Raw genomic sequence first — 20,317 nt, 5'->3', positions numbered from 1 at the left:
TGCCGATTCCTCTTCGAACGGATCGTGCATTCTAACCGCGCGGTCGTTGCCGCGCAGGGACAAAGCAAGAGGGCGCGAATCGCTTCGCGCCCTCCCGTGTCTGACTGCCGAAGCCGCGCTTACTTGGCGGCGGGAGCCGCCGGCGTCGGCTTGGTGCTGACCAGCGTCACGTCGAAGATCAGCGTGGCGTTCGGCGGCATCGGCGGCTGCGGCTCGGCGCCGTAGGCCAAGGTTGCCGGGATGAACAGCTTGTAATGGCCACCCACCTGCATCAGCTGCAGGCCTTCGCGGAAGCCCGGGATCACGCCGGCCAGCGGGATGTCGGCCGCGCCCGGCGGGTTGTGCTTGGACGAGGCGTCGAACACCTGGCCGTCGACGAACGTGCCGGTGTAGTCGATCTTCACCGTGTCGTTCGGACCCGGGCGGGCGCCGGTACCCTGGCTGATCACCTGGTACTGCAGGCCCGAAGCGGTGGTCTTCACGCCCGGCGCGGTCTTGTTCTTGGCGAGGAAGGCGTCGCCCTCGGCCTTGTTCTTGGCCGCCAGCTTGGTCATCTCGGCCTCGTACTTGGCCTTGATCTTGGCCATGAAGGCGTCATGCACCTGCTTGGCCTCTTCCTCGCTCATGCTCGGCTTCTGGCCGGACAACGCAGCCTTCACCGCATTCGCCACGGCGGTCGGGTCCAGTTCGTCGCGCATGATCGGCGGCACCTGGGAAGCAATCTCCCAGCCAACCACGTAGCTGGCCTTGGCCTTGTCGACCGTGCCGCTGGCGCTGGCAGCCTTGGTGGCCGTCTGGGCGGCGAACGCACCCGCCGACATGCCCAGCGTCGCAGCCACCGCAAGGGCCGTCAGCGTGGGGCGCAGAAAATGCTTCATTCGGTATTCCCTCGTGTTTTGGATATGCCGGTGCCGCCGGCCGGGCCCCCACAACGGAGGCATGGTCGCCCATTGTGAGGCGCCCGCGCCGGGCTTGCAATCGGGTCTGCTTGCGACAGTCAAGCCGCAGAAAGGTTCCGCCGGCGCCGCGGAAAGCGCGAGCCCGACGCGACGCAGCCGGACACCGAACCTCAGGCGGAGGGGTGATGCTCGGGCGGCTCCGGCTTGTCCAGCGTCTCCTTCAGCGCAGCCTGCAGCCGCGCGTGCAACTTGACCAGGGTGCGCCACAGGATCACCGCCAGCACCACGCCGGCCACCAGCAGCGACAACGCCACGCCGAACGGCGGCAGGATCGCCGAGCCCAGCGCGCCGACCAGGAGCGCCAGCGCGAACAAGGTGGCCAGCGGAATCATCCGCGCCAGCACGTTGCGGATCGCCTGCGTATAGCTGCCGGTGTAGCGTTCGCGGATGCCCAGCTCGGCCAGCAGCATGCCCAGCGCCTCCGCCTTGCGGTAGACGGCGATCAGCATCGGCAAGGACAGGAACAGCGCGCAGGCCCAGATCAGCGTGTGGCGCAGGTCGCGATGGATGCCGAACTGCGTGAACCAGGTCCAGCTGTGCGCATTCACGTAGGCGCCGATCACGAACAGCGTGACCACCAGCAACACGTTGACCGCGATGTGCCACAGCAGGCGGCGCAGCATCGCCGCCAGCACCGCGTTCTCGTCGACCGGCCGGAGGTTCTCCAGCCAGCCGCTGTAGCTGTCGACCAGCACGTGCAGCGACCGTGGCGTGATGCGCGACAGGCCATCGGCCAGGCGGTCAGCCGAGCGCCCCAGGTAGGGCGACACCGCCATGCACAACACCGACACCGCCACCGCGATCGGATAGAGGAAATCGCTGATCGCACCCAGCGACAGGCCCAGCGTGGCGATCACGAACGAGAACTCGCCGATCTGCGCCATGCTCAGGCCCGAACGCAGCGCGGTGCGTGCATCGTGGCCCACGGCGAGGATGCCGAGTCCGCAGGCCAGCGTCTTTCCCACGATCACCACCGCGGCGATCAGCAGCGCCGGCAACGCGTACTGCCACAGCATCGCCGGGTCGATCTTCAGGCCGATCGCCACGAAGAACAGCGCCGCGAACATGTCGCGCAACGGCTCGATCAGGTGCAGCACGCGGCCCACGCTGCGCGCCTCGGCCACCACCGCGCCGGCAAGAAACGCGCCCAGCGCCACGCTGAAACCCATCCACGCCGCCAGCAGGCTGGCGCCGAAGCAGATGCCGAGCACGCTCACCAGCAAGGTCTCGTCACGGCCGAAACCGGCCACGTAATCCACCAGCCGCGGCAGCAGCAACAGGCCCAGGATCATGCCCACCACCACGAACAGGCCGAGATGGCCGATCAGCGCGAACGCGGCGTCCGCATGCACGGTGCCGCCGATCGCCACCGCGGTGAGCAGGGTCAGCATCACGATGGTAAGCACGTCCTCGGCCACCAGCAGGCCCACCACCAGCTTCGCGAACGGTCGGCCCTGCTGGCCGCTTTCCTTGAGCGTGCGCGTGGCGACCATGGTCGAGGAGAGCGCGATGATCGCGCCGAGGAACAGCGCGTCGATGCCCTTCCAGCCGAACAGGCTGCCCAGGCCCACGCCGATCCACAGCATCAGCCCCACTTCCAGCACCGCCACGGCGAGCACGCCGATGCCGACTTCACGCAGCTTGCGCACGCTGAACTCCAGCCCCAGCGTGAACATCAGCAGCACCACGCCGAGGTTGGAGATGTCGTCGATCGCGCGCGGATCGGCCACCAGCGTGCCCGGCGTATGCGGGCCGATCAGCACGCCGGCCAGGATGTAGCCCAGCAGTACCGGTTGGCGCAGGCGCTGGAACAGGATCGTGGCGGCGCCGGCCACGAGCATCACGATCGCGAGGTCGCGGATGAAGCCGATCTCGTGCATGTCTTCCTCTCGTTGCGCCTGGGCAGGAAGCTTAAACGATGCCTTGCGCTGGCCGTGATCGCGGCCGGGCGAAGCTCGCCGATTCGACGTCGGCGAGCACGTGAAAATTTCTTGAAAAAAAGCTTGACGGAAATGCGACCCCCGCCTATTCTTTGCGGCTTCCAGCGGCGGGGCCATAGCTCAGCTGGGAGAGCGCCTGCATGGCATGCAGGAGGTCGGCGGTTCGATCCCGCCTGGCTCCACCAGGGTTTGATTCAACGCAAGTCCTTTGCGAGAGACCGCACTTTCATGTGCGGACTTTCCGAAAAAGCAACGTCCCCATCGTCTAGAGGCCTAGGACATCACCCTTTCACGGTGGCGACCGGGGTTCGAATCCCCGTGGGGACGCCAAGATTCGGTACGCGCTGTTACGTTTGCTGGAAACACATGTGGAGCGGTAGTTCAGTCGGTTAGAATGCTGGCCTGTCACGCCGGAGGTCGCGGGTTCGAGTCCCGTCCGCTCCGCCACGATCAACAAGAAAGCCGCCTTCGGGCGGCTTTTTTGTTGGGTTGTATCCGGGGTTGCATCAAGACATCTCAAGCGTACCGACGGAATGCCCCTGCTCCGCCAGGTATTCCAGCCAGCGCGCGAGAAAACCGTTCATCTGCAGGCGATGCTGGAACACCGTGTGCGCCGGCGCAAATGGTCCGAGCACCTGCCACAGGTGTCGCCCGGGATGGCAATGCAGCGCCTCGGCCACATGGGCGTCGGTGTACATGCGCAACTGCGCCGACGGCGCGCGGTGACCGGTGTGCGCATCGACGAAACCGTAGGTGAGTTCCAGTTCCAGCGTGTAGGGATGGCGTTCCTGCACCGCCAGGTGCACGTTGAGCCCGTCGTCCACGTCCGACACGTAACTCCCCGGCGCCAGCTGCTGCGGCGCGAACAGCCGCGTCAGCCGATGGTAGTTCTCCGCATACAGGCCCATCAGGAACTCGAAGCGTCCCGGCAACAGGCTGTGGCGGTCGTCGAGTACGGCACTCATGGGGACGCTGCTGCTCCTGGTTTCAGTACATGGTGCGCTCGATGCCGAAGCTGGCGAAGATCTTGCTCGCGATCTCCTCGATCGACACGTGCGTGGTGTTGAGGGACGGTATGCCGGCCTGGCGCATCAGCCGATCGGCCTGCTCCAGCTCCCAGCGGCATTGCTTGATCGTGGCATAGCGGCTGCCCGCGCGACGCTGCTCGCGGATCTGCGCCAGCCGCACGGGCTCGATGGTGAGCCCGAACAGACGGTCGCGGTACGGCCGCAGGCGCGCCGGCAACTCCAGTTTTTCCAGATCCTCGTCGGTCAGCGGATAGTTGGCGGCGCTGACACCGTAATGCAAGGCCATGTACAGGCAGGTCGGTGTCTTGCCCGAGCGCGACACGCCGACCAGGATCAGGTCGGCCTGCGCGTAGTCCACGTCGATGCCGTCGTCGTGCGACAGCGCGTAGTTCGTGGCGTTGATGCGCGCCTCGTACTTGTCGAAATCCACCAGGCCGTGCGAGCGGTTCACCGCGCCGGAACGTTTGGTGCCCAATTCTGCTTCCAGCGGCCCGATGAACGGCGCGAACACGTCCAGCATCAACGCGCCGCTGGCGGCCACGATGTCGCACAGCGCGCGGTCGGCCATGGTGTTGACCACGATCGGCCGCTCGCCGCTCTTGGCGTAGTGCGTCTTGATGCGCAGCGTGGCCGCCTCGGCCTTGGCCGCGTCGTCGATGAAGGGCAAGCGGTGCTTGTCGAAACGCACCCCCTCGAACTGCGCGAGGATGCTGTTGCCGATCGTCTCCGCGGTGATGCCGGTGGAGTCGGAGATGAAGAAAACCGTGCGCTGCATGGGGAGTCCAAGGGTCGTGGCGCCTGCCTGCTGCGCACCATATCGCAAGGTCCGGAAGCTGTCGCCGCTTGACCGGCGCCTGACTGGTATGCAGTTGGCTCGGCGCCGGACGGCATTGGTCTTCTTGTGCCATGCACCATCGACAGCGGACAATACCAATCCTTTGCGGCCCGCTTCGGGCCTTTGCTTTGTGACCATTCCACTCGTTGCGGCGCTTCCTGAGGAGACACCCTTGAACCATCTGGTGCTTTGGCTCGACCAACTGCGCATGACCGACCTCGGCAAGGTCGGTGGCAAGAACGCCTCGCTGGGCGAGATGATCGGCAACCTCGCCAAGCTCGGTGTCTCGGTGCCCGGCGGCTTCGCCACCACGGCCGACGCGTTCCAGCAGTACCTGGAAAAGAGCGGCGTGGCCAAACGCATCCAGGCGCGTCTCGCCGACCTCAACGTGGACGACGTGGACGCGCTGACCAAGGCGGGCAAGGAAATCCGCGAGTGGGTCACCGAGACGCCGCTGCCGGCCGAGCTCGACCAGGCGATCCGCGACGCCTACGCCAAGCTGTGCAGGGACGCCGGCGCCAACAACATCGCCGTGGCCGTGCGCTCCTCCGCGACGGCGGAAGACCTGCCTGACGCTTCCTTCGCCGGCCAGCAGGAAACCTTCCTCAACGTGGTCGGCATCGAGGACGTGCTGCACAAGGTGAAGGAAGTCTTCGCCTCGCTGTACAACGACCGCGCCATCGCCTATCGCGTACACCAGGGCTTCGCCCACGAGAACGTGTTCCTCTCCGCAGGCGTGCAGCTGATGGTGCGCTCGGACGTGGGCGCCGCGGGCGTGCTGTTCACGCTGGACACCGAGTCGGGCTTCCGCGACGTGGTGTTCGTCACCGGCAGCTACGGCCTCGGCGAGATGGTCGTGCAAGGCGCGGTGAACCCCGACGAGTTCTACGTGTTCAAGCCTACGTTGAAGGCCGGAAAGCCCGCGGTGCTGCGCCGCAATCTCGGCGCCAAGCAGCTGCGCATGGTGTATTCGGACCAGCCCGGCGAGCGCGTCAAGACCGAGGACACCCCGGCCGAGTTGCGCCACAAGTTCTGCATCAACGACGAGGACGTGCAGGAACTCGCCCGCCAGGCGCTGATCATCGAGCAGCACTACGGCCGCCCGATGGACATCGAGTGGGCGAAGGACGGTCACACCGGCAAGCTCTACATCGTGCAGGCGCGCCCGGAGACGGTGAAGTCGCGCGCCCATGCCACCCAACTCGAACGCTTCCACCTCAGCGAGAAGGGCAAGGTACTGGCCGAGGGCCGCGCGATCGGCCAGAAGATCGGCGCTGGCAAGGCGCGCGTGATCCGCTCGCTGGCCGACATGAACAAGGTGCAGGCCGGCGACGTGCTGGTGGCCGACATGACCGACCCCGACTGGGAGCCGGTGATGAAGCGCGCCAGCGCCATCGTCACCAACCGCGGCGGCCGCACCTGCCACGCCGCGATCATCGCGCGCGAACTGGGCGTGCCGGCGGTGGTCGGCACCGGCAACGCGCTGGAACTCATTCCTGACGGCGCCGAGGTCACCGTGTCCTGCGCCGAGGGCGACACCGGCACGATCTACGCGGGCCAGCTGAAGTTCGAGCGCATCACCGCCGACCTCGGCGCGATGCCCGAGGCGCCGCTGAAGATCATGATGAACGTGGCCAACCCCGAGCGCGCGTTCGACTTCGGCATGCTGCCGAACGCCGGCATCGGCCTGGCCCGCCTGGAAATGATCATCGCCAGCCACATCGGCGTGCATCCGAAGGCGCTGCTGGAGTACGCCAGGCAGGATGCCGAGACCAAGACGAAGATCGATGAACGCATCGCCGGCTACCCCGGCCCGGTCGAGTTCTACGTCGACCGCCTCGCCGAGGGCATCGCCACCATCGCCGCCTCGGTGTACCCGAAGCCGGTGATCGTGCGCATGAGCGACTTCAAGTCCAACGAATACGCGAACCTGCTCGGCGGCTCGCGTTACGAGCCGCATGAAGAAAACCCGATGATCGGCTTCCGTGGCGCCAGCCGCTACGTCGACCCCAGCTTCGCTGAGGCGTTCGGACTGGAGTGCAAGGCGGTCAAGCGCGTGCGCGAGACGATGGGCCTGGACAACGTGTGGGTGATGATTCCGTTCGTGCGCACGCTCGACGAAGGCCGCAAGGTGATCGACGTGCTGGCGAAGAACCACCTCAAGCAAGGCGAGCACGGCCTCAAGGTCATCATGATGTGCGAGGTGCCCTCCAACGCCCTGCTTGCCGAGGAGTTCCTGGAGATCTTCGACGGCTTCTCGATCGGCTCCAACGATCTTACCCAGCTCACGCTCGGTCTCGATCGCGATTCCAGCATCGTCGCCAGCCTGTTCGACGAGCGCGACCCGGCGGTGAAGAAGCTGCTGGCGATGGCGATCAAGACCGCCCGCGCCAAGGGCAAGTACATCGGCATCTGCGGCCAGGGTCCCAGCGACCATCCGGACTTGGCCGAGTGGCTGATGGATCAAGGCATCGAGTCGGTCTCGCTGAACCCCGACACCGTGGTCGACACCTGGCTGCGGCTGGCCAAGAAGAAGGCCGGCTGATCCTCACGACCGCCGCGGCAAGCCGGCCCGTCTCGCTTGCCACGGCCTCGGCCAGCACGTAAAATCGCCGGCTCGCGCAGACCACGCGACCCCTTCGGAGAGGTGGCAGAGTGGTCGAATGTACCTGACTCGAAATCAGGCGTACGTGTAAGCGTACCGTGGGTTCGAATCCCACCCTCTCCGCCAGACACAAAAACGCCCCCTCGCGGGGCGTTTTTGTGTCTGGCGGAGAGGGTGGGTGAAAGAAGCCGCGCGGGTTCGACAAATTCGTCCGGAACGAATTTGGACAGCCGAAGGCTGGCCCTGAAGCGCGCAGCGCGGAAGGGTGAGCCCCAAGGTTGGGGCGAACAATCCCACCATCTACATCCCATCCGCACAGCATCACGCTTTTGCACCCTCCCCCAACATCCGCCATGCTCCACCCATGATCGAATTCGGCCACGCCACCCACGTCGGATTGCGCCGCACGCGCAACGAGGACACCTATTACGTCGACGCGGCACTCGGCCTGTTTCTGGTGGCCGACGGCATGGGCGGCCACCTGCACGGCGAGGTGGCCTCGGCGCTGGTGCGCGACAGCGTGGTCGAACTGGTGAGCCGCGGACACAGCCTGGCCGAAGCGATTCGCGGTGCCGACGAGCATCTGCTGGCGCAACTGCATGACCACGCCGACGTGATGCCGATGGGCAGCACGATCGCGGCCTTGCGCCTGAGCGAGGATGGCTACGAGGCAGCTTGGGTGGGCGACAGCCGCATCTACACCACCGGGCGTGAGCTGCGCCAGATCAGCCACGACCACTCGCTGGTGCAGGCGCTGGTCGAGGCGGGACAGCTGGATCCGGCGCACACTGCGCGGCATCCGCAACGCAACGTGCTGACCCAGGCGCTGGGCGTGACCGCCCCCTCCCAGTTGCACATCGGCATGGCGCACGGCCGCGTGGTGCCCGGCATGGGTTTCCTGCTGTGCAGCGACGGCCTGACCGAGGATCTCGACGCGGCCTCGATCGCGCGCACCGTGGCGCGCACCGACCTCGCCGCGCAGGAGTGCGTGGATCAGCTGCTGCTGAACGCGCTGGATCGCGGCGGCAAGGACAACATCACCGCGATCCTGGTGCGCTCAAGCTAAGCCAGCCTCCACAGTCGCATCGACCGTTTCCAGCTTGCGCCAGACGCTGACGCCACCCGCGCTCTTGTCCAGCGCGTCGAGGCGTTGCTCGTGCGAGGCGACCTCCTCGGCCGAGGCACGCAGCACGCGGGGGCGCCCGCGCAGCACCAGCGGCGTGGCGGCCGCCGTGGTCGCCGCCGATTCCTGCGGCTGCTCGAAGGCCAGGTCCAGCGCCACCTGGCCCGAGGTCATCGCGAGATAGACGTCGGCCAGCAACTGTGCATCGATCAAGCCGCCATGCAGGTCGCGGCGCGAGTTGTCCACGCCGAGGCGCTTGCACAACGCGTCGAGGCTGTTGCGCTGGCCGGGGTAGCGTTCGCGCGCCATCGCCAGCGTGTCGAGCACGCTGCAGCGGTCGCCGATGCGGCCGTAGCCCTCGCCCAGCCGCGCCAGTTCGGCGTCGAGGAAGCCCACGTCGAAGCTGGCGTTGTGGATGACCAGCTCGGCGCCGTCGACGAAGGCGAGGAACTCGTCCGCCTTGCTGGCGAACAGGGGCTTGTCGACCAGGTCGCCGTCGCGGATGCCGGTAACCTGGCTGGCGCCCTCGTCCATCGCTCGCTGGGGATTGAGATAGGTTTGCCAGTAGCGGCCGGTGAGGCGGCGCCCCACCATTTCCACGCAGGCGATCTCCACCAGCCGGTGGCCCTGGCGCACTTCCAGGCCGGTGGTTTCCGTGTCCAGCACCACCTGCCTCATGCGTTGCTCCTGTGCTGTTCGGCCTGCTCGCGCGCAGCCTGGTCCACGCGTTCATTCTCGGCGTGGCCGTTGTGACCCTTCACCCATTGCCAGCGCACGCGATGATGGCCGCTCGCCGCGGAGAGGCGCTCCCACAGATCCTGGTTCTTCACCGGCTTCTTGTCGGCGGTGCGCCAACCGTTGGCGCGCCATTTCGGCAGCCACTGCTCGATGCCCTGCATCACGTAGCGCGAATCGGTGGTGAGCAGCACGGCGCAGGGTCGCGTCAACGCCTCCAGCGCGCCGATCGCCGCCATCAGTTCCATGCGGTTGTTGGTGGTGTCGGGCTCGCCGCCGGCCAGCAGGCGTTCGCGGCCCTTGGTGCGCAGCAGCGCCGCCCAGCCGCCGGGCCCCGGATTGCCGAGGCAGGCGCCATCGGTGAATGCTTCCACTTCGTCAGTCGTCACGCATTTTTCCAGTCAAGAAACGGAGTGCCGCCGCGTGCCCGGCGACAGCCGCGCGTTCACCGGCGCACGCGCCGGCAACGGCCGCAATTTCAGGGGAATGGCTTGGCGCCGCTGCTTGCGCGCCAGCAACAGATAGCCGCCGCCCCAGCGGCTGTCGCCACCTGCCGGCCGCGCATCACCAGGCCAGGCCGCGCCGAGCCGACGCAAGCTCTCGATCTCCAGCCCTTGCCGCCGCAACTGCTGGCGCAGGCGCCCCGGCCACTGCAGCGATTGCCGCTGACCCCGTGCACGCCAGCAGAACCAGGGTGCCCAGCCGCCCAGCGGATGCACCGCGGTCACCGCCAGCACGCCGCCGGCGGCCAGCACGCGGCATGCCTCGGCCAGCAGCGCGGCGACCTGCGGCGCCGGCTCCAGCGCATGCTGCAGCCAGACCAGGTCGAAGGCTTCGTCGATGAAGGGCAGCGGTTCGTCGGCACGGCCGCGCAGGTCGCCGCCGTAGCCGCCCCGCGCCAGCCACAGTCGCGTCCACGTCACGTCGGGCAACGGCGGCACCGCGTCGTCGTCGGCCACGCCGATGCACAACGCGCGTCGTCCCGTCTCGCGCTGCAGCAAGGGCGCCATGCTGCGCCATTGTCCGCTGCGCAACTGCCGCAGGGGGACGCTGGCATGTATGTCCTGATCGCGTTGAAGCGGCATGCACTCGATCCGGCGCCGGCGCTGCCGGCCCCGGCCATCCTCGAAATCCAGCCCGCAGTGTAGCGTTTGGCAACGCCGACCGCGTCGCAAACCGTTGCGGACGCGCCTCACATCGCTGAACCGCCACCACTCGTATTAACGACATGCTAACGAGTCGCCGGGGCAGGCTGTTTATAGTCGCCCGGTTCGCGCATGCCGGGATGGCTGCGTCTGCACGTTAGTGAACCAACGCAGCGGAGCATGCCATGCATCTCGTACCGTTACCGGCACTGGCCGACAATTACATCTGGTTGCTGCACGATGACGCGGGCCACGCGCTCGTCGTCGATCCCGGCGACGATGCTCCGGTGGAACAGGCACTGGCCGCGCGCAAGCTGCAACTGCGGGCGATCCTGCTGACCCACCATCACCACGACCATGTCGGCGGTGCGCTGGCGCTGCGCCAGCGGCACGACGTGCCCGTGTACGCGCCCGAGGACGCACGCATCGAGGCGGCCACCGTGCGCGTGCGCGACGGCGAGCGCATCACCTTGTCGCAGCCGCGGGCGAGCTTCGAGGTGATCGCGGTGCCCGGCCATACGCTGAGCCACGTGGCCTACCACGGCGAGGGCGTGCTGCTGGCCGGCGATACCTTGTTCAGCCTGGGCTGCGGCCGCCTGTTCGAGGGCACGCCCGCGCAGATGCTGGCCTCGCTGGATCACCTCGCGGCGCTGCCGGCGAACACCCTGCTCTGCTGCGGCCATGAATACACCGCCGCCAACGGCCGCTTCGCCCGCGAGGTCGAACCGGACAATGCCGACTTGTCGGCGCGTCTGCGCGAGGTGGATACGCTGCGCACACGGCAGCACCCCAGCCTGCCGGTATCCATGGCCAGCGAGCTGGCGACCAATCCCTTCCTGCGCACCGACGCGCCGGCCGTGGTCGACTGGTGCCGGCGGCAGTCTGGTCATCCCGCGGATCGCACGGCCCGCTTCGCCACCGTGCGCGCGGCCAAGGACGCGTTCCGCACATGAGCACGCATCTTTATCCGAAGCGGCTGCTGCCACTGGCGCTCTCGGCCCTGCTCACCGCCTGCGCCACCACGCCGTCGCCACGTTCCGAGCCGGGGCCACTTCCTGTTCCGCCCGCATCCGCCGCCATCGAAACGCCGCCGCCAGCCGTCACGGCCGCACCGGCGCCGGAGGCCAGCGATGTCTGGGATCGGTTGCGCGGCAGCTTCGCGATGGCCGACTGCGATGCCGATCCCGCGGTGCTGTCCTGGGCGCGGCGCTACACGCGCAACCCGCAGCGCTTCGAGCAGGAAGTGCGCGACGCGCTGCCCAAGCTCACCTATGTGCAGCAGGTGGCCGCCGAGCACGACGTGGCCGGCGAGTTCGTGCTGCTGCCCTGGGTCGAGAGCGGCTTCCGCCCGATCCCCGGCCGGCGTGACCGGCCGGCCGGCATGTGGCAGATCATGCCGACCACGGCCGCTGCCATGGGCCTGCGCGTGGATCGCCATTACGACGGTCGCCTCGACGTGCAGGCCTCCGCCGACGCGGTGATGAAGCTGCTGAGCCGCTATCACGAGCAGTTCCACGACTGGCGCGTGACCGACTATGCCTACAACGCCGGCGAGTTCCGGGCGCGCAAGCTCGTCCAGCAGCACGGCCTGCCGCCGGCGACGCCGGCGATCCCGCGCTGGCCGGTGCACGACATCACCCGCGAACACCTCACCAAGCTGCTGGCGATGGCCTGCGTGGTGCGCGAACCCGATCGCTTCCACGTCAGCCTGCCCACGCTGACGCCCAGCCAGCACCTCGTCTCGGTGGCGCTGCCGCACTCGATGCCGCTGGCGCGTGCCGCCGATCGCGCCGGCATGCCGCTGGACCAGTTGAAGGACCTCAACGCCGCCTTCCGCAACGACGTCGCCGACACCAGCATCGCCTCCTACCTGATGATGCCGGTCAGCCACGCTCAGCAGTTTCGCGATGCGCTGCTGAACCAGGCGGCCAGCGCGAGCGCCGATCGCCTGCCCGAGACCACGTTCGCGACCGGCATCGGCGCCACCGACGCCACCGATGCGAGTGCGGCCGGCGCGAAGTCCGCGCAGCCGGTCGCGGCGCGCGCGCGGACACACCGCGTGAAGTCCGGCGAAAGCCTGTGGCAGCTGGCCCGCCACTACTCGGTGAGCGTCAGCGAACTGCAGCGCTGGAACCACCTGCACGGACAGGCCATCAAACCCGGCCAGCTGCTCAAGGTCGGCGCCTCGCGCTGAACCGGCCAACGCCCCGCCAGCAACCACCGAGTTGCGGAGACGAAGAAGGCGGCTCATGGCCGCCTTCTTCGCATGCGCCGTATCGACCGGGGACTTACATCCGGTCCTTGGCGATCTTGATCTCGGTGCTGTTGCGCAGCGACTTGATCAACTCCTGGGTCGCCACCGCGCCGTAGGCCTGGATCATCTGCTGGCGCAGCATGTTCCGCTGCTCGGGGGTGACCTTGGAGAGATCGGCTCCCTGCACCTTGTCCACGGCGAGCAGCGCATAGCTGCCGTCGTGCATGTCCACCGCGGCGTACTGCGGCTTGCCCTCGGCCGGATGCGGCAGCAGGAAGGCTTCGTCGCGCAATGCCGCCGGAACGTCCGCCTGGATGCGCACCACCTCGTTCGCGCTCTTGATGCCGGCGTTGGCCGAGGCCGCCACGGCGGCCAGCGCCTCGCCCTTCTGCAGGCGCGCGAGCAAGGTATCGGCCTGCTGCTTCGCTGCCGCCGCGATGCGCTGGTCCAGGATGGTCTTGCCGATCTCGTCATGCACCTGGGCCAGCGGCTTGGCCGCGGCGGGCACGTGCTTCGCCACGCGGATCACCACCGCGTCGTCGTTGCCGAGCTCGATGAGGTTGGAGTTGTTGCCCTGTACCAGCACGTCGTTCGCGAACGCCGCCTTGGTCACCTTGGGATTGGCGGCAATCCCCTCGCCGCCCTGGCGCGAGAACAGCGCCGTGGTCTTGACCGAAAGGCCCAGCGCCTGCGCGGCCGGTTCCAGCGAGGACGGGTTCTGGTAGGCGCTGTCCGACAACTTGCCGGCCACCTCGTTGTACTTGCGGTCCTTGTCGCCCGCGGTGGCCTCGGCCAGCAGCTGGTCGCGCACTTCGGCGAAGGACTTGGCCTCGCCGCTGCGGGTGTCGCGCAGCCAGAGGATGTCGTAGCCGTCCGGGGTCAGCACCGGCTTGGAGATCTCGCCCTTCTTCAGCGCGAACATCACGGTGTCGAAGGCGGCATTGGTCACGCCCTTCTGCAGCCAGCCCAGGTCGCCGCCCTGGCGCTTCGAACCCAAGTCATCCGAGTCCTGCGCGGCCAGCTTGGCGAAGTTCTCCGGCGTGGCTTCGGCGGCGATCTTGTCGGCCTTGGCCAGCGCGGCCTTCTGCTGCTCGGGCGTGGCGTTCGCGGGCACGTTGACGAGGATGTGCGACACCTCGCGCTGCTCGGGCTGCACGTAGCGCTGCTTCTCGCTCTCGTAGCGCTTCATCAGGTCGGCGTCGCTGGGCGCGGCATCCGGCTTCAAGTCGGCACCGTTCACCTCGAGGTACTGCAGCGACACCTGCTCGGGATTCATGTAGTCGGCGAGGTGCGCCTTGTAATAGTCCGCGATCTGCGTGTCGGTGACGGTGGCGTCGGCAGGCTGCGGCCTGGGCAGCACGGCGTAGCTGATGTCGCGGCGCTGCATGCGCAGGTCGAGGAAGTGGTCGATCTCGGCGTCCGTGACGATGGTGCTGGCATCGATCGCGTTCGGCAGCGCCTGGGTGGACAGCGAGGCGCGCACGTCGTCCTGGAACATGTCGGGCGTCTTGCGCTGCTCGGCCAGCAGGGTGCGGTAGGTGGCGGGATCGAACTGGCCATTGATCTGGAACGCCGGGATCGCGGCGATGTAGTCGCGCACGGCCTGGTCGGGCACGCGGATGCCCCAGTCCTGGTTCGCCTTCAACAGCAGCTGCTGGTCGATCATGCCGTCCAGCACCTTCAGCTTCATTTCCGGCTTCTCGAACGCGTCCGGATCGAAGCTGTCGCCCTGCTCGGCGCTCAGCTGCTGGCGCAGCTGGTTCATGCGGTCCTGGAAATCCTGCTGGCTGATCTCGTGCTTGCCCACCTTCGCCACGAAGGTCTCGGCACGGGACATGATGTAGCCCTCGATGCCGAAGAACGCGACCGCGAAGACGCACACGCCAAGGACGATGATGGATGGCCATCCATGCATCTTGTTACGCATTGCCTGCAGCATTGCCTACCCTTCCTGCCAGTGTTGATCGGCGCACACGGCGCACGTTGCATGAATCATTGGGTGCCGGCGTGGCGCCAGTCACGGCGGATTCCCCCGGAACGCCGTCCAAACGACAAGGGCGCCACAGGGGCGCCCTTGCGAACCGTGGCGGAGCGGACGGGACTCGAACCCGCGACCTCCGGCGTGACAGGCCAGCATTCTAACCGACTGAACTACCGCTCCACATCGTTCTGGTGGGTGCTGTAGGGATCGAACCTACGACCATCGCCTTGTAAGGGCGGCGCTCTACCGCTGAGCTAAGCACCCGAAACCGAGCGTGAGCCGCTCAGTTTAGGGCGTCCTTGAGCGTCTTGCCAGCCTTGAAGGCGGGAACCTTCGAAGCCTTGATCTTGATCGTCTCGTTGGTGCGCGGGTTGCGACCGGTACGGGCGGCGCGCTTGCGCACGGTGAAGGTACCGAAACCGACCACCGACACGTCCTCACCCTTCTTCAGCGACTTCTGCACGACCTCGAAGAACGCTTCGAGCGCGCGACCGGCGTCGGCCTTGGTCAGTTCAGCCTTGTCGGCGATGGCATTGATCAGATCGGTTTTATTCATTGAAAACTCCCTAGTACGTTTTGCGGCAGGCTCGCCCCGTGGCATGGGCGCACGCAGCCGCCGTGGATGGTTGGTACCCGCTTGGCGCCGTAACGCAACCCCGCATCACGGTCACATGCAGCAGGCGCCGGGATTGCGGTTTCGCCTTTATACCAGTGCCTCGCCGAACACCGCAATACAAGCTGCAGCAAGGTTTTCAGGCCACATGCAGCGGTGACGGCGAATTGCCGGCGACTGCATCACAAAACACCCGCAACGCCTGCGGATTCCCCGTAACACATGAAAACGCAAGGCGCCGTGTCCACTTCGGGATACTGTCACGCCTTGCGTGCGAACCGACTCAGTGAGGGCGCGCGTGCGACTCCGCCTCGTCGGCGTCCGCCGGTTCCTCGCGCGCGGCGTGCGACTCCGGCCTCGCCTCGTTCGGCTGCAGCGGGCGCTCCAGCGCGATATCCAGCACCTCGTCGATCCAGCGCACCGGGTGGATCTCCAGCGAGGAGGTGATGTTGGCCGGCATGTCGGCCAGGTCCTTCTGGTTGTCCTCGGGAATGATCACCGTGGTGATGCCGCCGCGATGCGCGGCCAGCAGTTTCTCCTTCAGACCGCCGATCGGCAGCACGCGCCCGCGCAGGGTGATCTCGCCGGTCATCGCCACTTCCGAACGCACCGGCACCTTGGTGAGCGCGGACACCAGCGCGGTGCACATGCCGATGCCGGCGCTGGGACCGTCTTTCGGTGTGGCGCCCTCCGGCACGTGCACGTGGATGTCGAACTTCTGGTGGAACTCGGGATCGATGCCGAGCAAGTCCACCCGCGCGCGCACCACCGACAGCGCGGCCTGGATGGATTCCTTCATCACGTCGCCGAGCTGGCCGGTATGCACCAGCCGGCCCTTGCCGGCCACTACCGAGGCCTCGATGCTGAGCAATTCGCCGCCCACCTGGGTCCAGGCCAGGCCGGTGACCAAGCCCACTTCGTTCTGCAGTTCCTTGCGGCCGAAATCGAAGCGGCGCACGCCGAGGTAATGGTCGAGATTCGCCGAATCCACCACCACCGCCGCCACGGCCTTCGCCTTGCCCTTCGCGGGTTTCGCCGCGGCCGGCTTGGCCTTGCCCTTGGCCTTGCGCACCTCGCCCAGAGTGAGCTCCTTCACCACCTTGCGGCAGATCTTGGAGATCTCGCGTTCGAGGCTGCGCACGCCGGACTCGCGCGTGTAGTAGCGCACGATGTCGCGTACGGCCTCCTCCGCCACGCTCAGTTCCTCGGTCTTCAGGCCGTTCGCCTTGAGCTGCTTCGGCAGCAGGTACTTCTGCGCGATCGCCAGCTTCTCATCCTCGGTATAGCCGGGGATGCGGATCACCTCCATGCGGTCGAGCAGCGGGCCCGGGATGTTCAGCGAATTCGCGGTGGCGATCCACATCACCTCGGAGAGGTCGAGATCGACTTCGAGATAATGGTCATTGAACGCATGGTTCTGCTCGGGGTCGAGCACTTCCAGCAGCGCCGAGGACGGATCGCCGCGGAAGTCCATCGACATCTTGTCGATTTCGTCCAGCACGAACAGCGGGTTCTTGCTGCCCGACTTGTTGAGGTTCTGCACGATGCGGCCCGGCATCGAGCCGATGTAGGTGCGGCGATGACCACGAATCTCGGCCTCGTCACGCACGCCACCCAGGCTCATGCGCACGAATTTCCGGTTGGTCGCCTTGGCGATCGACTGGCCGAGCGAGGTCTTGCCCACACCGGGCGGACCGACCAGGCACAGGATCGGCCCCTTCATCACCGACACGCGATGCTGCACGGCGAGGTATTCGAGGATGCGGTCCTTGACCTTCTCCAGGCCGAAATGGTCGGCATCCAGCACCTGCTGCGCCAGCGCCAGGTCCTTGCGCACCTTGCTGCGCTTCTTCCACGGCACGCCGACCAGCCAGTCCAGGTAGTTGCGCACCACCGTGGCCTCGGCCGACATCGGCGACATCTGGCGCAGCTTGCCGAATTCCTGCCGCGCCTTGGCCAGCACCGCCTTCGGCATGCCGGCGTTCTCGATCTTCTTCTGCAGCTCCTCGACCTCGTTCGGCCCGTCCTCGCCTTCGCCCAGTTCCTTCTGGATCGCCTTCATCTGCTCGTTGAGGTAGTACTCGCGCTGGCTCTTCTCCATCTGCGACTTGACGCGGCCGCGGATGCGCTTCTCCACCTGCTGCAGGTCCATCTCGCCGTCGACCAGGCCGATCAGCAGTTCGAGCCGCTCGCCCACGTCGGCGGTTTCCAGCACCTTCTGCTTGTCCGCCATGCGCACGGACAGATGCGCGGCGATCGAGTCGGCCACGCGCGAGGGATCCTCGATGCCGGACAGGCTCGCCAGCACTTCCGGCGGGAGCTTGCGGCTCTGCTTCACCAGTTGCTCGAACAGCGAGATCAGGGTGCGCGAGACCACGTCCAGCTCACGCTCCTTGACACTGTAGACCGGCGCGATCACGCGCGAGCGTGCAACCAGCATGCCACCATCCTCGTGGCAGTCCTCGATGGACACACGCGACTGGCCCTCGACCAGCACCTTCACCGTGCCGTCGGGCAGCTTCAGCAATTGCAGCACGCCGGCCAGCGTGCCGATCTGCTGCAGGTCATCCACCGCCGGATCGTCGATGTCCGGGCTCTTCTGCGCCACCAGCAGGATCTGCCGTTCACTCTCCATCGCGCGCTCGAGCGCGCGCATGGACTTGTCGCGGCCCACGAACAGCGGGATGACCATGTGCGGATAGACCACCACGTCGCGCAGCGGCAGCACGGGTAGCGTGTCGATTACGGCAGGCGTAGGGGCGTTCTTGGCCATCGAGGGGTTCTCACGGGAATCCGGTGGGACAAGCCCGACACTGCGCCGGGCACCATGACACGTCAAGTGGTGGCGAACCCGTCGGTACGCAAGCTTTGCCGGGGAACGGCAGGGCCCGCCCCGTACGCCCTGCCGGGCGCCGGGCGGTGCGGCGCGAGGGACGCGCGCAAAACAAAACGGCCCCGGCGCGGACGCCGGAGCCGTTCACGTGAAGCCGGCGACGATCAGGCGGCGTCGCCGCCATCGCCCGCCACGCGCTGCTGCAGGTTGCCGCGGTAGATCAGGTAGGGCTCGGCCTGGCCATCGATCACCGCGTCGTCCACCACCACCTTGCTGACATGCTCCAGCGACGGCAGCTCGTACATGGTGTCCAGCAGCACCTGTTCGAGGATGGTGCGCAGGCCGCGGGCGCCGGTCTTGCGCTTGAGCGCCTTCTTGGCGATCGCCTGCAGCGCCTCGGGGCGGAACTCCAGCTCCACCTCTTCCATCTCGAACAGCTTCTTGAACTGCTTGGTGACGGCGTTCCTCGGCTCGGTGAGGATCTTCACCAGCGCCGGCTCGTCCAGCTCGTCCAGCGTGGCGACCACCGGCAGGCGGCCGACGAACTCGGGGATCAGGCCGAACTTCACCAGGTCCGCCGGCTCCACGTCGGCCAGCGTCTTGCCGAGGTTCTGGGTGCGCTCCTTGCTGCGTACCTCGGCGCCGAAGCCGATGCCGGTGTTCTCGGAGCGCTGCTGGATCACTTTCTCCAGCCCCGCGAACGCGCCGCCGCAGATGAACAGGATGTTCTTGGTGTCCACCTGCAGGAATTCCTGCTGCGGATGCTTGCGGCCGCCCTGCGGCGGCACCGAGGCCAGGGTGCCCTCGATCAGTTTCAGCAGTGCCTGCTGCACGCCCTCGCCCGAGACGTCGCGGGTGATCGACGGATTCTCGCTCTTGCGCGAGATCTTGTCGATCTCGTCGATGTAGACGATGCCCGACTGCGCCTTCTCGACGTCGTAGTCGCACTTCTGCAACAGCTTCTGGATGATGTTCTCGACGTCCTCGCCCACGTAACCGGCCTCGGTCAGCGTGGTGGCGTCGGCGATGGTGAACGGCACGTTGAGCAGGCGCGCCAGCGTCTCGGCGAGCAGGGTCTTGCCGGAGCCGGTGGGGCCGATCAGCAGGATGTTGGACTTGCCCAGCTCGATGTCGTCGTTCTTCTGGCGCGATTCCATGCGCTTGTAGTGGTTGTACACCGCCACCGCCAGCGCCTTCTTGGCGCGGGTCTGGCCCACCACGTACTGGTCGAGCGACTCGCGGATCTCCTTGGGCTTGGGCAGCTGGGTGCGGCCGGAGGCGGCCTTCTCCTCCAGCTCCTCGCGGATGATGTCGTTGCACAGCTCCACGCACTCGTCGCAGATGAACACGGACGGACCCGCGATCAGCTTGCGCACCTCATGCTGACTCTTGCCGCAGAAAGAGCAGTAGAGAATTTTCCCGCCGTCGCTGGAACGCCCCTGCCGATCGTCGCTCATACTTTCGATTCCGCTGGTGAAACCGGGTGATTCAGGTTGCGGCCGAGAATAGCACAGGGCTCCGCATCTGCCCGCAGATGCGGAGCCCTGGGGACCCAACCGTGAAGAGTGCGGCCAAGGATGGCCGCCCGTTTGACCTTCGCGATCAGGGATGATCGCAAGGACACTCTCAGGCCGACTTGACCGTGTCGACGGCGCGGCGGTCGAGCACCGCGTCGATCAGGCCGTATTCGCGCGCCGCCTCGGCGCTCATGAAGCGGTCGCGCTCCATGTCGCGCTCGATCTTTTCCAGCGGCTGGCCGGTGTGCTGAACGTAGATGTCGTTCAGGCGCCGGCGCAGGTACAGGATTTCCTGCGCCTGGATCTCGATGTCGGTGGCCTGGCCACGGGCGCCGCCCGACGGCTGGTGGATCATCACGCGCGAATTCGGCAGCGAGTAGCGCTTGCCCTTGGCGCCGGCCATCAGCAGCAGCGAGGCGGCGCTGCAGGCCTGGCCGATGCACATGGTGCTGACGTCGGGCTTGATGTACTGCATGGTGTCGTAGATCGCCAGCCCCGCCGTGACCGCACCGCCCGGGCTGTTGATGTACAGGTGGATGTCCTTGTCCGGATTCTCCGACTCCAGGAACAGCATCTGCGCGACCAGCAGGTTCGCCACCTGGTCGTTGACCTCGCCCACCAGGAAGATCACCCGTTCCTTGAGCAGGCGCGAGTAGATGTCGTAGGAGCGCTCGCCGCGGGCAGTCTGCTCGACGACCATCGGCACCAGGTTGAGGTTCTGAATCGGTTCCATGGTGTTTGCGCTCTCT

General features: G+C 66.8%; 16 protein-coding genes and 6 tRNA genes. 8 read left to right on the top strand and 14 right to left on the bottom strand.

The window, feature by feature from the left end:
- Positions 1–119 precede the first annotated feature (119 nt).
- Together AB7878_RS16735 and AB7878_RS16730 are read right to left on the bottom strand one after the other, a co-directional pair.
- Positions 120–878 carry an FKBP-type peptidyl-prolyl cis-trans isomerase N-terminal domain-containing protein gene (locus AB7878_RS16735; RefSeq protein WP_369495441.1) on the bottom strand — a complete coding sequence of 253 codons (759 nt, stop codon included), beginning with the start codon at positions 876–878 and terminating at the stop codon, positions 120–122.
- A 191-nt stretch (positions 879–1,069) separates the two neighbouring features.
- Entirely contained in the window at positions 1,070–2,839 is a 1,770-nt protein-coding gene (locus tag AB7878_RS16730; RefSeq protein ID WP_369495440.1) for a cation:proton antiporter, read from the bottom strand.
- Between the two features lie 169 nt (positions 2,840–3,008).
- Here AB7878_RS16730 and AB7878_RS16725 point away from each other — a divergent pair.
- The 3 genes from AB7878_RS16725 (at position 3,009) to AB7878_RS16715 (ending at position 3,346) form a co-directional block, all read left to right on the top strand.
- Positions 3,009–3,084, top strand: a tRNA-Ala gene (locus AB7878_RS16725).
- Positions 3,085–3,153: 69 nt separating this feature from the next.
- Positions 3,154–3,229, top strand: a tRNA-Glu gene (locus AB7878_RS16720).
- Between the two features lie 40 nt (positions 3,230–3,269).
- Positions 3,270–3,346, top strand: a tRNA-Asp gene (locus tag AB7878_RS16715).
- Between the two features lie 59 nt (positions 3,347–3,405).
- Here the strand turns inward: AB7878_RS16715 and AB7878_RS16710 are convergent.
- Positions 3,406–3,864 (bottom strand): DUF1249 domain-containing protein, encoded by a 459-nt coding sequence (locus AB7878_RS16710; protein WP_077483610.1) that lies wholly within the window; start codon positions 3,862–3,864, stop codon positions 3,406–3,408.
- A gap of 22 nt (positions 3,865–3,886) precedes the next feature.
- Complete coding sequence (ppsR, locus tag AB7878_RS16705) at positions 3,887–4,702, bottom strand: posphoenolpyruvate synthetase regulatory kinase/phosphorylase PpsR (RefSeq protein WP_369495439.1); 816 nt, start codon at positions 4,700–4,702, stop codon at positions 3,887–3,889.
- A gap of 232 nt (positions 4,703–4,934) precedes the next feature.
- Between ppsR and ppsA the strand changes: the two genes are divergently transcribed.
- The 3 genes from ppsA (at position 4,935) to AB7878_RS16690 (ending at position 8,433) form a co-directional block, all read left to right on the top strand.
- On the top strand, positions 4,935–7,307 hold the full coding sequence (gene ppsA / locus AB7878_RS16700) for a phosphoenolpyruvate synthase (protein WP_369495438.1): 2,373 nt from the start codon (positions 4,935–4,937) through the stop codon (positions 7,305–7,307).
- Between the two features lie 96 nt (positions 7,308–7,403).
- Positions 7,404–7,493 (top strand) — tRNA-Ser (locus tag AB7878_RS16695).
- 238 nt (positions 7,494–7,731) lie between these two features.
- Positions 7,732–8,433, top strand: a complete 702-nt coding sequence (locus AB7878_RS16690; protein ID WP_369495437.1) for a PP2C family protein-serine/threonine phosphatase — start codon at positions 7,732–7,734, stop codon at positions 8,431–8,433.
- On the opposite strand, the gene dnaQ is transcribed toward AB7878_RS16690, so the two are convergent.
- The 3 genes from dnaQ to AB7878_RS16675 are packed head-to-tail and all read right to left on the bottom strand — an operon-like array spanning position 8,425 to position 10,310.
- A complete protein-coding gene (gene dnaQ, locus AB7878_RS16685; protein WP_369495436.1) occupies positions 8,425–9,168 on the bottom strand; it encodes a DNA polymerase III subunit epsilon in 744 nt (247 codons plus the stop codon). The genes AB7878_RS16690 and dnaQ overlap by 9 nt on opposite strands.
- Entirely contained in the window at positions 9,165–9,614 is a 450-nt protein-coding gene (gene rnhA, locus AB7878_RS16680) for a ribonuclease HI (RefSeq protein WP_369495435.1), read from the bottom strand. Before rnhA ends, dnaQ begins: the two co-directional genes overlap by 4 nt.
- A gap of 12 nt (positions 9,615–9,626) precedes the next feature.
- Positions 9,627–10,310: a methyltransferase domain-containing protein gene (locus tag AB7878_RS16675; RefSeq protein ID WP_369495434.1), complete on the bottom strand. Its 684-nt coding sequence runs from the start codon at positions 10,308–10,310 to the stop codon at positions 9,627–9,629.
- A gap of 245 nt (positions 10,311–10,555) precedes the next feature.
- Between AB7878_RS16675 and gloB the strand changes: the two genes are divergently transcribed.
- Both gloB and AB7878_RS16665 read left to right on the top strand, forming a co-directional pair.
- Positions 10,556–11,323, top strand: a complete 768-nt coding sequence (gene gloB / locus AB7878_RS16670; RefSeq protein ID WP_369495433.1) for a hydroxyacylglutathione hydrolase — start codon at positions 10,556–10,558, stop codon at positions 11,321–11,323.
- Complete coding sequence (locus tag AB7878_RS16665; RefSeq protein WP_369495432.1) at positions 11,320–12,564, top strand: transglycosylase SLT domain-containing protein; 1,245 nt, start codon at positions 11,320–11,322, stop codon at positions 12,562–12,564. Before gloB ends, AB7878_RS16665 begins: the two co-directional genes overlap by 4 nt.
- A 94-nt stretch (positions 12,565–12,658) precedes the next feature.
- Here AB7878_RS16665 and AB7878_RS16660 read toward each other — a convergent pair whose 3' ends face one another.
- The 7 genes from AB7878_RS16660 to clpP form a co-directional block, all read right to left on the bottom strand.
- Positions 12,659–14,563 carry a SurA N-terminal domain-containing protein gene (locus AB7878_RS16660; protein WP_369495431.1) on the bottom strand — a complete coding sequence of 635 codons (1,905 nt, stop codon included), beginning with the start codon at positions 14,561–14,563 and terminating at the stop codon, positions 12,659–12,661.
- Between the two features lie 145 nt (positions 14,564–14,708).
- Positions 14,709–14,785, bottom strand: a tRNA-Asp gene (locus AB7878_RS16655).
- 9 nt (positions 14,786–14,794) lie between these two features.
- A tRNA-Val gene (locus AB7878_RS16650) sits at positions 14,795–14,869 on the bottom strand.
- A 19-nt stretch (positions 14,870–14,888) separates the two neighbouring features.
- Positions 14,889–15,161 carry a non-specific DNA-binding protein Hbs gene (gene hbs, locus AB7878_RS16645; RefSeq protein ID WP_077483600.1) on the bottom strand — a complete coding sequence of 91 codons (273 nt, stop codon included), beginning with the start codon at positions 15,159–15,161 and terminating at the stop codon, positions 14,889–14,891.
- A 340-nt stretch (positions 15,162–15,501) separates the two neighbouring features.
- Complete coding sequence (gene lon / locus AB7878_RS16640; protein WP_369495430.1) at positions 15,502–17,991, bottom strand: endopeptidase La; 2,490 nt, start codon at positions 17,989–17,991, stop codon at positions 15,502–15,504.
- 224 nt (positions 17,992–18,215) lie between these two features.
- Positions 18,216–19,508, bottom strand: coding sequence for an ATP-dependent Clp protease ATP-binding subunit ClpX (gene clpX, locus AB7878_RS16635; RefSeq protein WP_369495429.1), 1,293 nt, complete (start codon positions 19,506–19,508; stop codon positions 18,216–18,218).
- Between the two features lie 169 nt (positions 19,509–19,677).
- Positions 19,678–20,301 carry an ATP-dependent Clp endopeptidase proteolytic subunit ClpP gene (gene clpP / locus AB7878_RS16630; RefSeq protein WP_367852678.1) on the bottom strand — a complete coding sequence of 208 codons (624 nt, stop codon included), beginning with the start codon at positions 20,299–20,301 and terminating at the stop codon, positions 19,678–19,680.
- Positions 20,302–20,317 lie beyond the last annotated feature (16 nt).

Origin of the sequence: Rhodanobacter humi (assembly GCF_041107455.1) — a bacterium.
GTDB lineage: Bacteria > Pseudomonadota > Gammaproteobacteria > Xanthomonadales > Rhodanobacteraceae > Rhodanobacter_A.
Note: the sequence above shows the minus strand (reverse complement) of the source record. Positions and strands in the feature narration are given on the sequence as shown.

Coding starts and splice junctions, on each gene's coding strand:
- gloB (WP_369495433.1), top strand. CDS start 10,556: ATGCATCTCGTACCGTTACCGGCACTGGCCGACAATTACATCTGGTTG.
- AB7878_RS16735 (WP_369495441.1), bottom strand. CDS start 878: ATGAAGCATTTTCTGCGCCCCACGCTGACGGCCCTTGCGGTGGCTGCG.
- ppsR (WP_369495439.1), bottom strand. CDS start 4,702: ATGCAGCGCACGGTTTTCTTCATCTCCGACTCCACCGGCATCACCGCG.
- dnaQ (WP_369495436.1), bottom strand. CDS start 9,168: ATGAGGCAGGTGGTGCTGGACACGGAAACCACCGGCCTGGAAGTGCGC.
- AB7878_RS16710 (WP_077483610.1), bottom strand. CDS start 3,864: ATGAGTGCCGTACTCGACGACCGCCACAGCCTGTTGCCGGGACGCTTC.
- AB7878_RS16690 (WP_369495437.1), top strand. CDS start 7,732: ATGATCGAATTCGGCCACGCCACCCACGTCGGATTGCGCCGCACGCGC.
- clpP (WP_367852678.1), bottom strand. CDS start 20,301: ATGGAACCGATTCAGAACCTCAACCTGGTGCCGATGGTCGTCGAGCAG.
- clpX (WP_369495429.1), bottom strand. CDS start 19,508: ATGAGCGACGATCGGCAGGGGCGTTCCAGCGACGGCGGGAAAATTCTC.
- AB7878_RS16660 (WP_369495431.1), bottom strand. CDS start 14,563: ATGCTGCAGGCAATGCGTAACAAGATGCATGGATGGCCATCCATCATC.
- hbs (WP_077483600.1), bottom strand. CDS start 15,161: ATGAATAAAACCGATCTGATCAATGCCATCGCCGACAAGGCTGAACTG.
- lon (WP_369495430.1), bottom strand. CDS start 17,991: ATGGCCAAGAACGCCCCTACGCCTGCCGTAATCGACACGCTACCCGTG.
- AB7878_RS16730 (WP_369495440.1), bottom strand. CDS start 2,839: ATGCACGAGATCGGCTTCATCCGCGACCTCGCGATCGTGATGCTCGTG.
- AB7878_RS16675 (WP_369495434.1), bottom strand. CDS start 10,310: ATGCCGCTTCAACGCGATCAGGACATACATGCCAGCGTCCCCCTGCGG.
- AB7878_RS16665 (WP_369495432.1), top strand. CDS start 11,320: ATGAGCACGCATCTTTATCCGAAGCGGCTGCTGCCACTGGCGCTCTCG.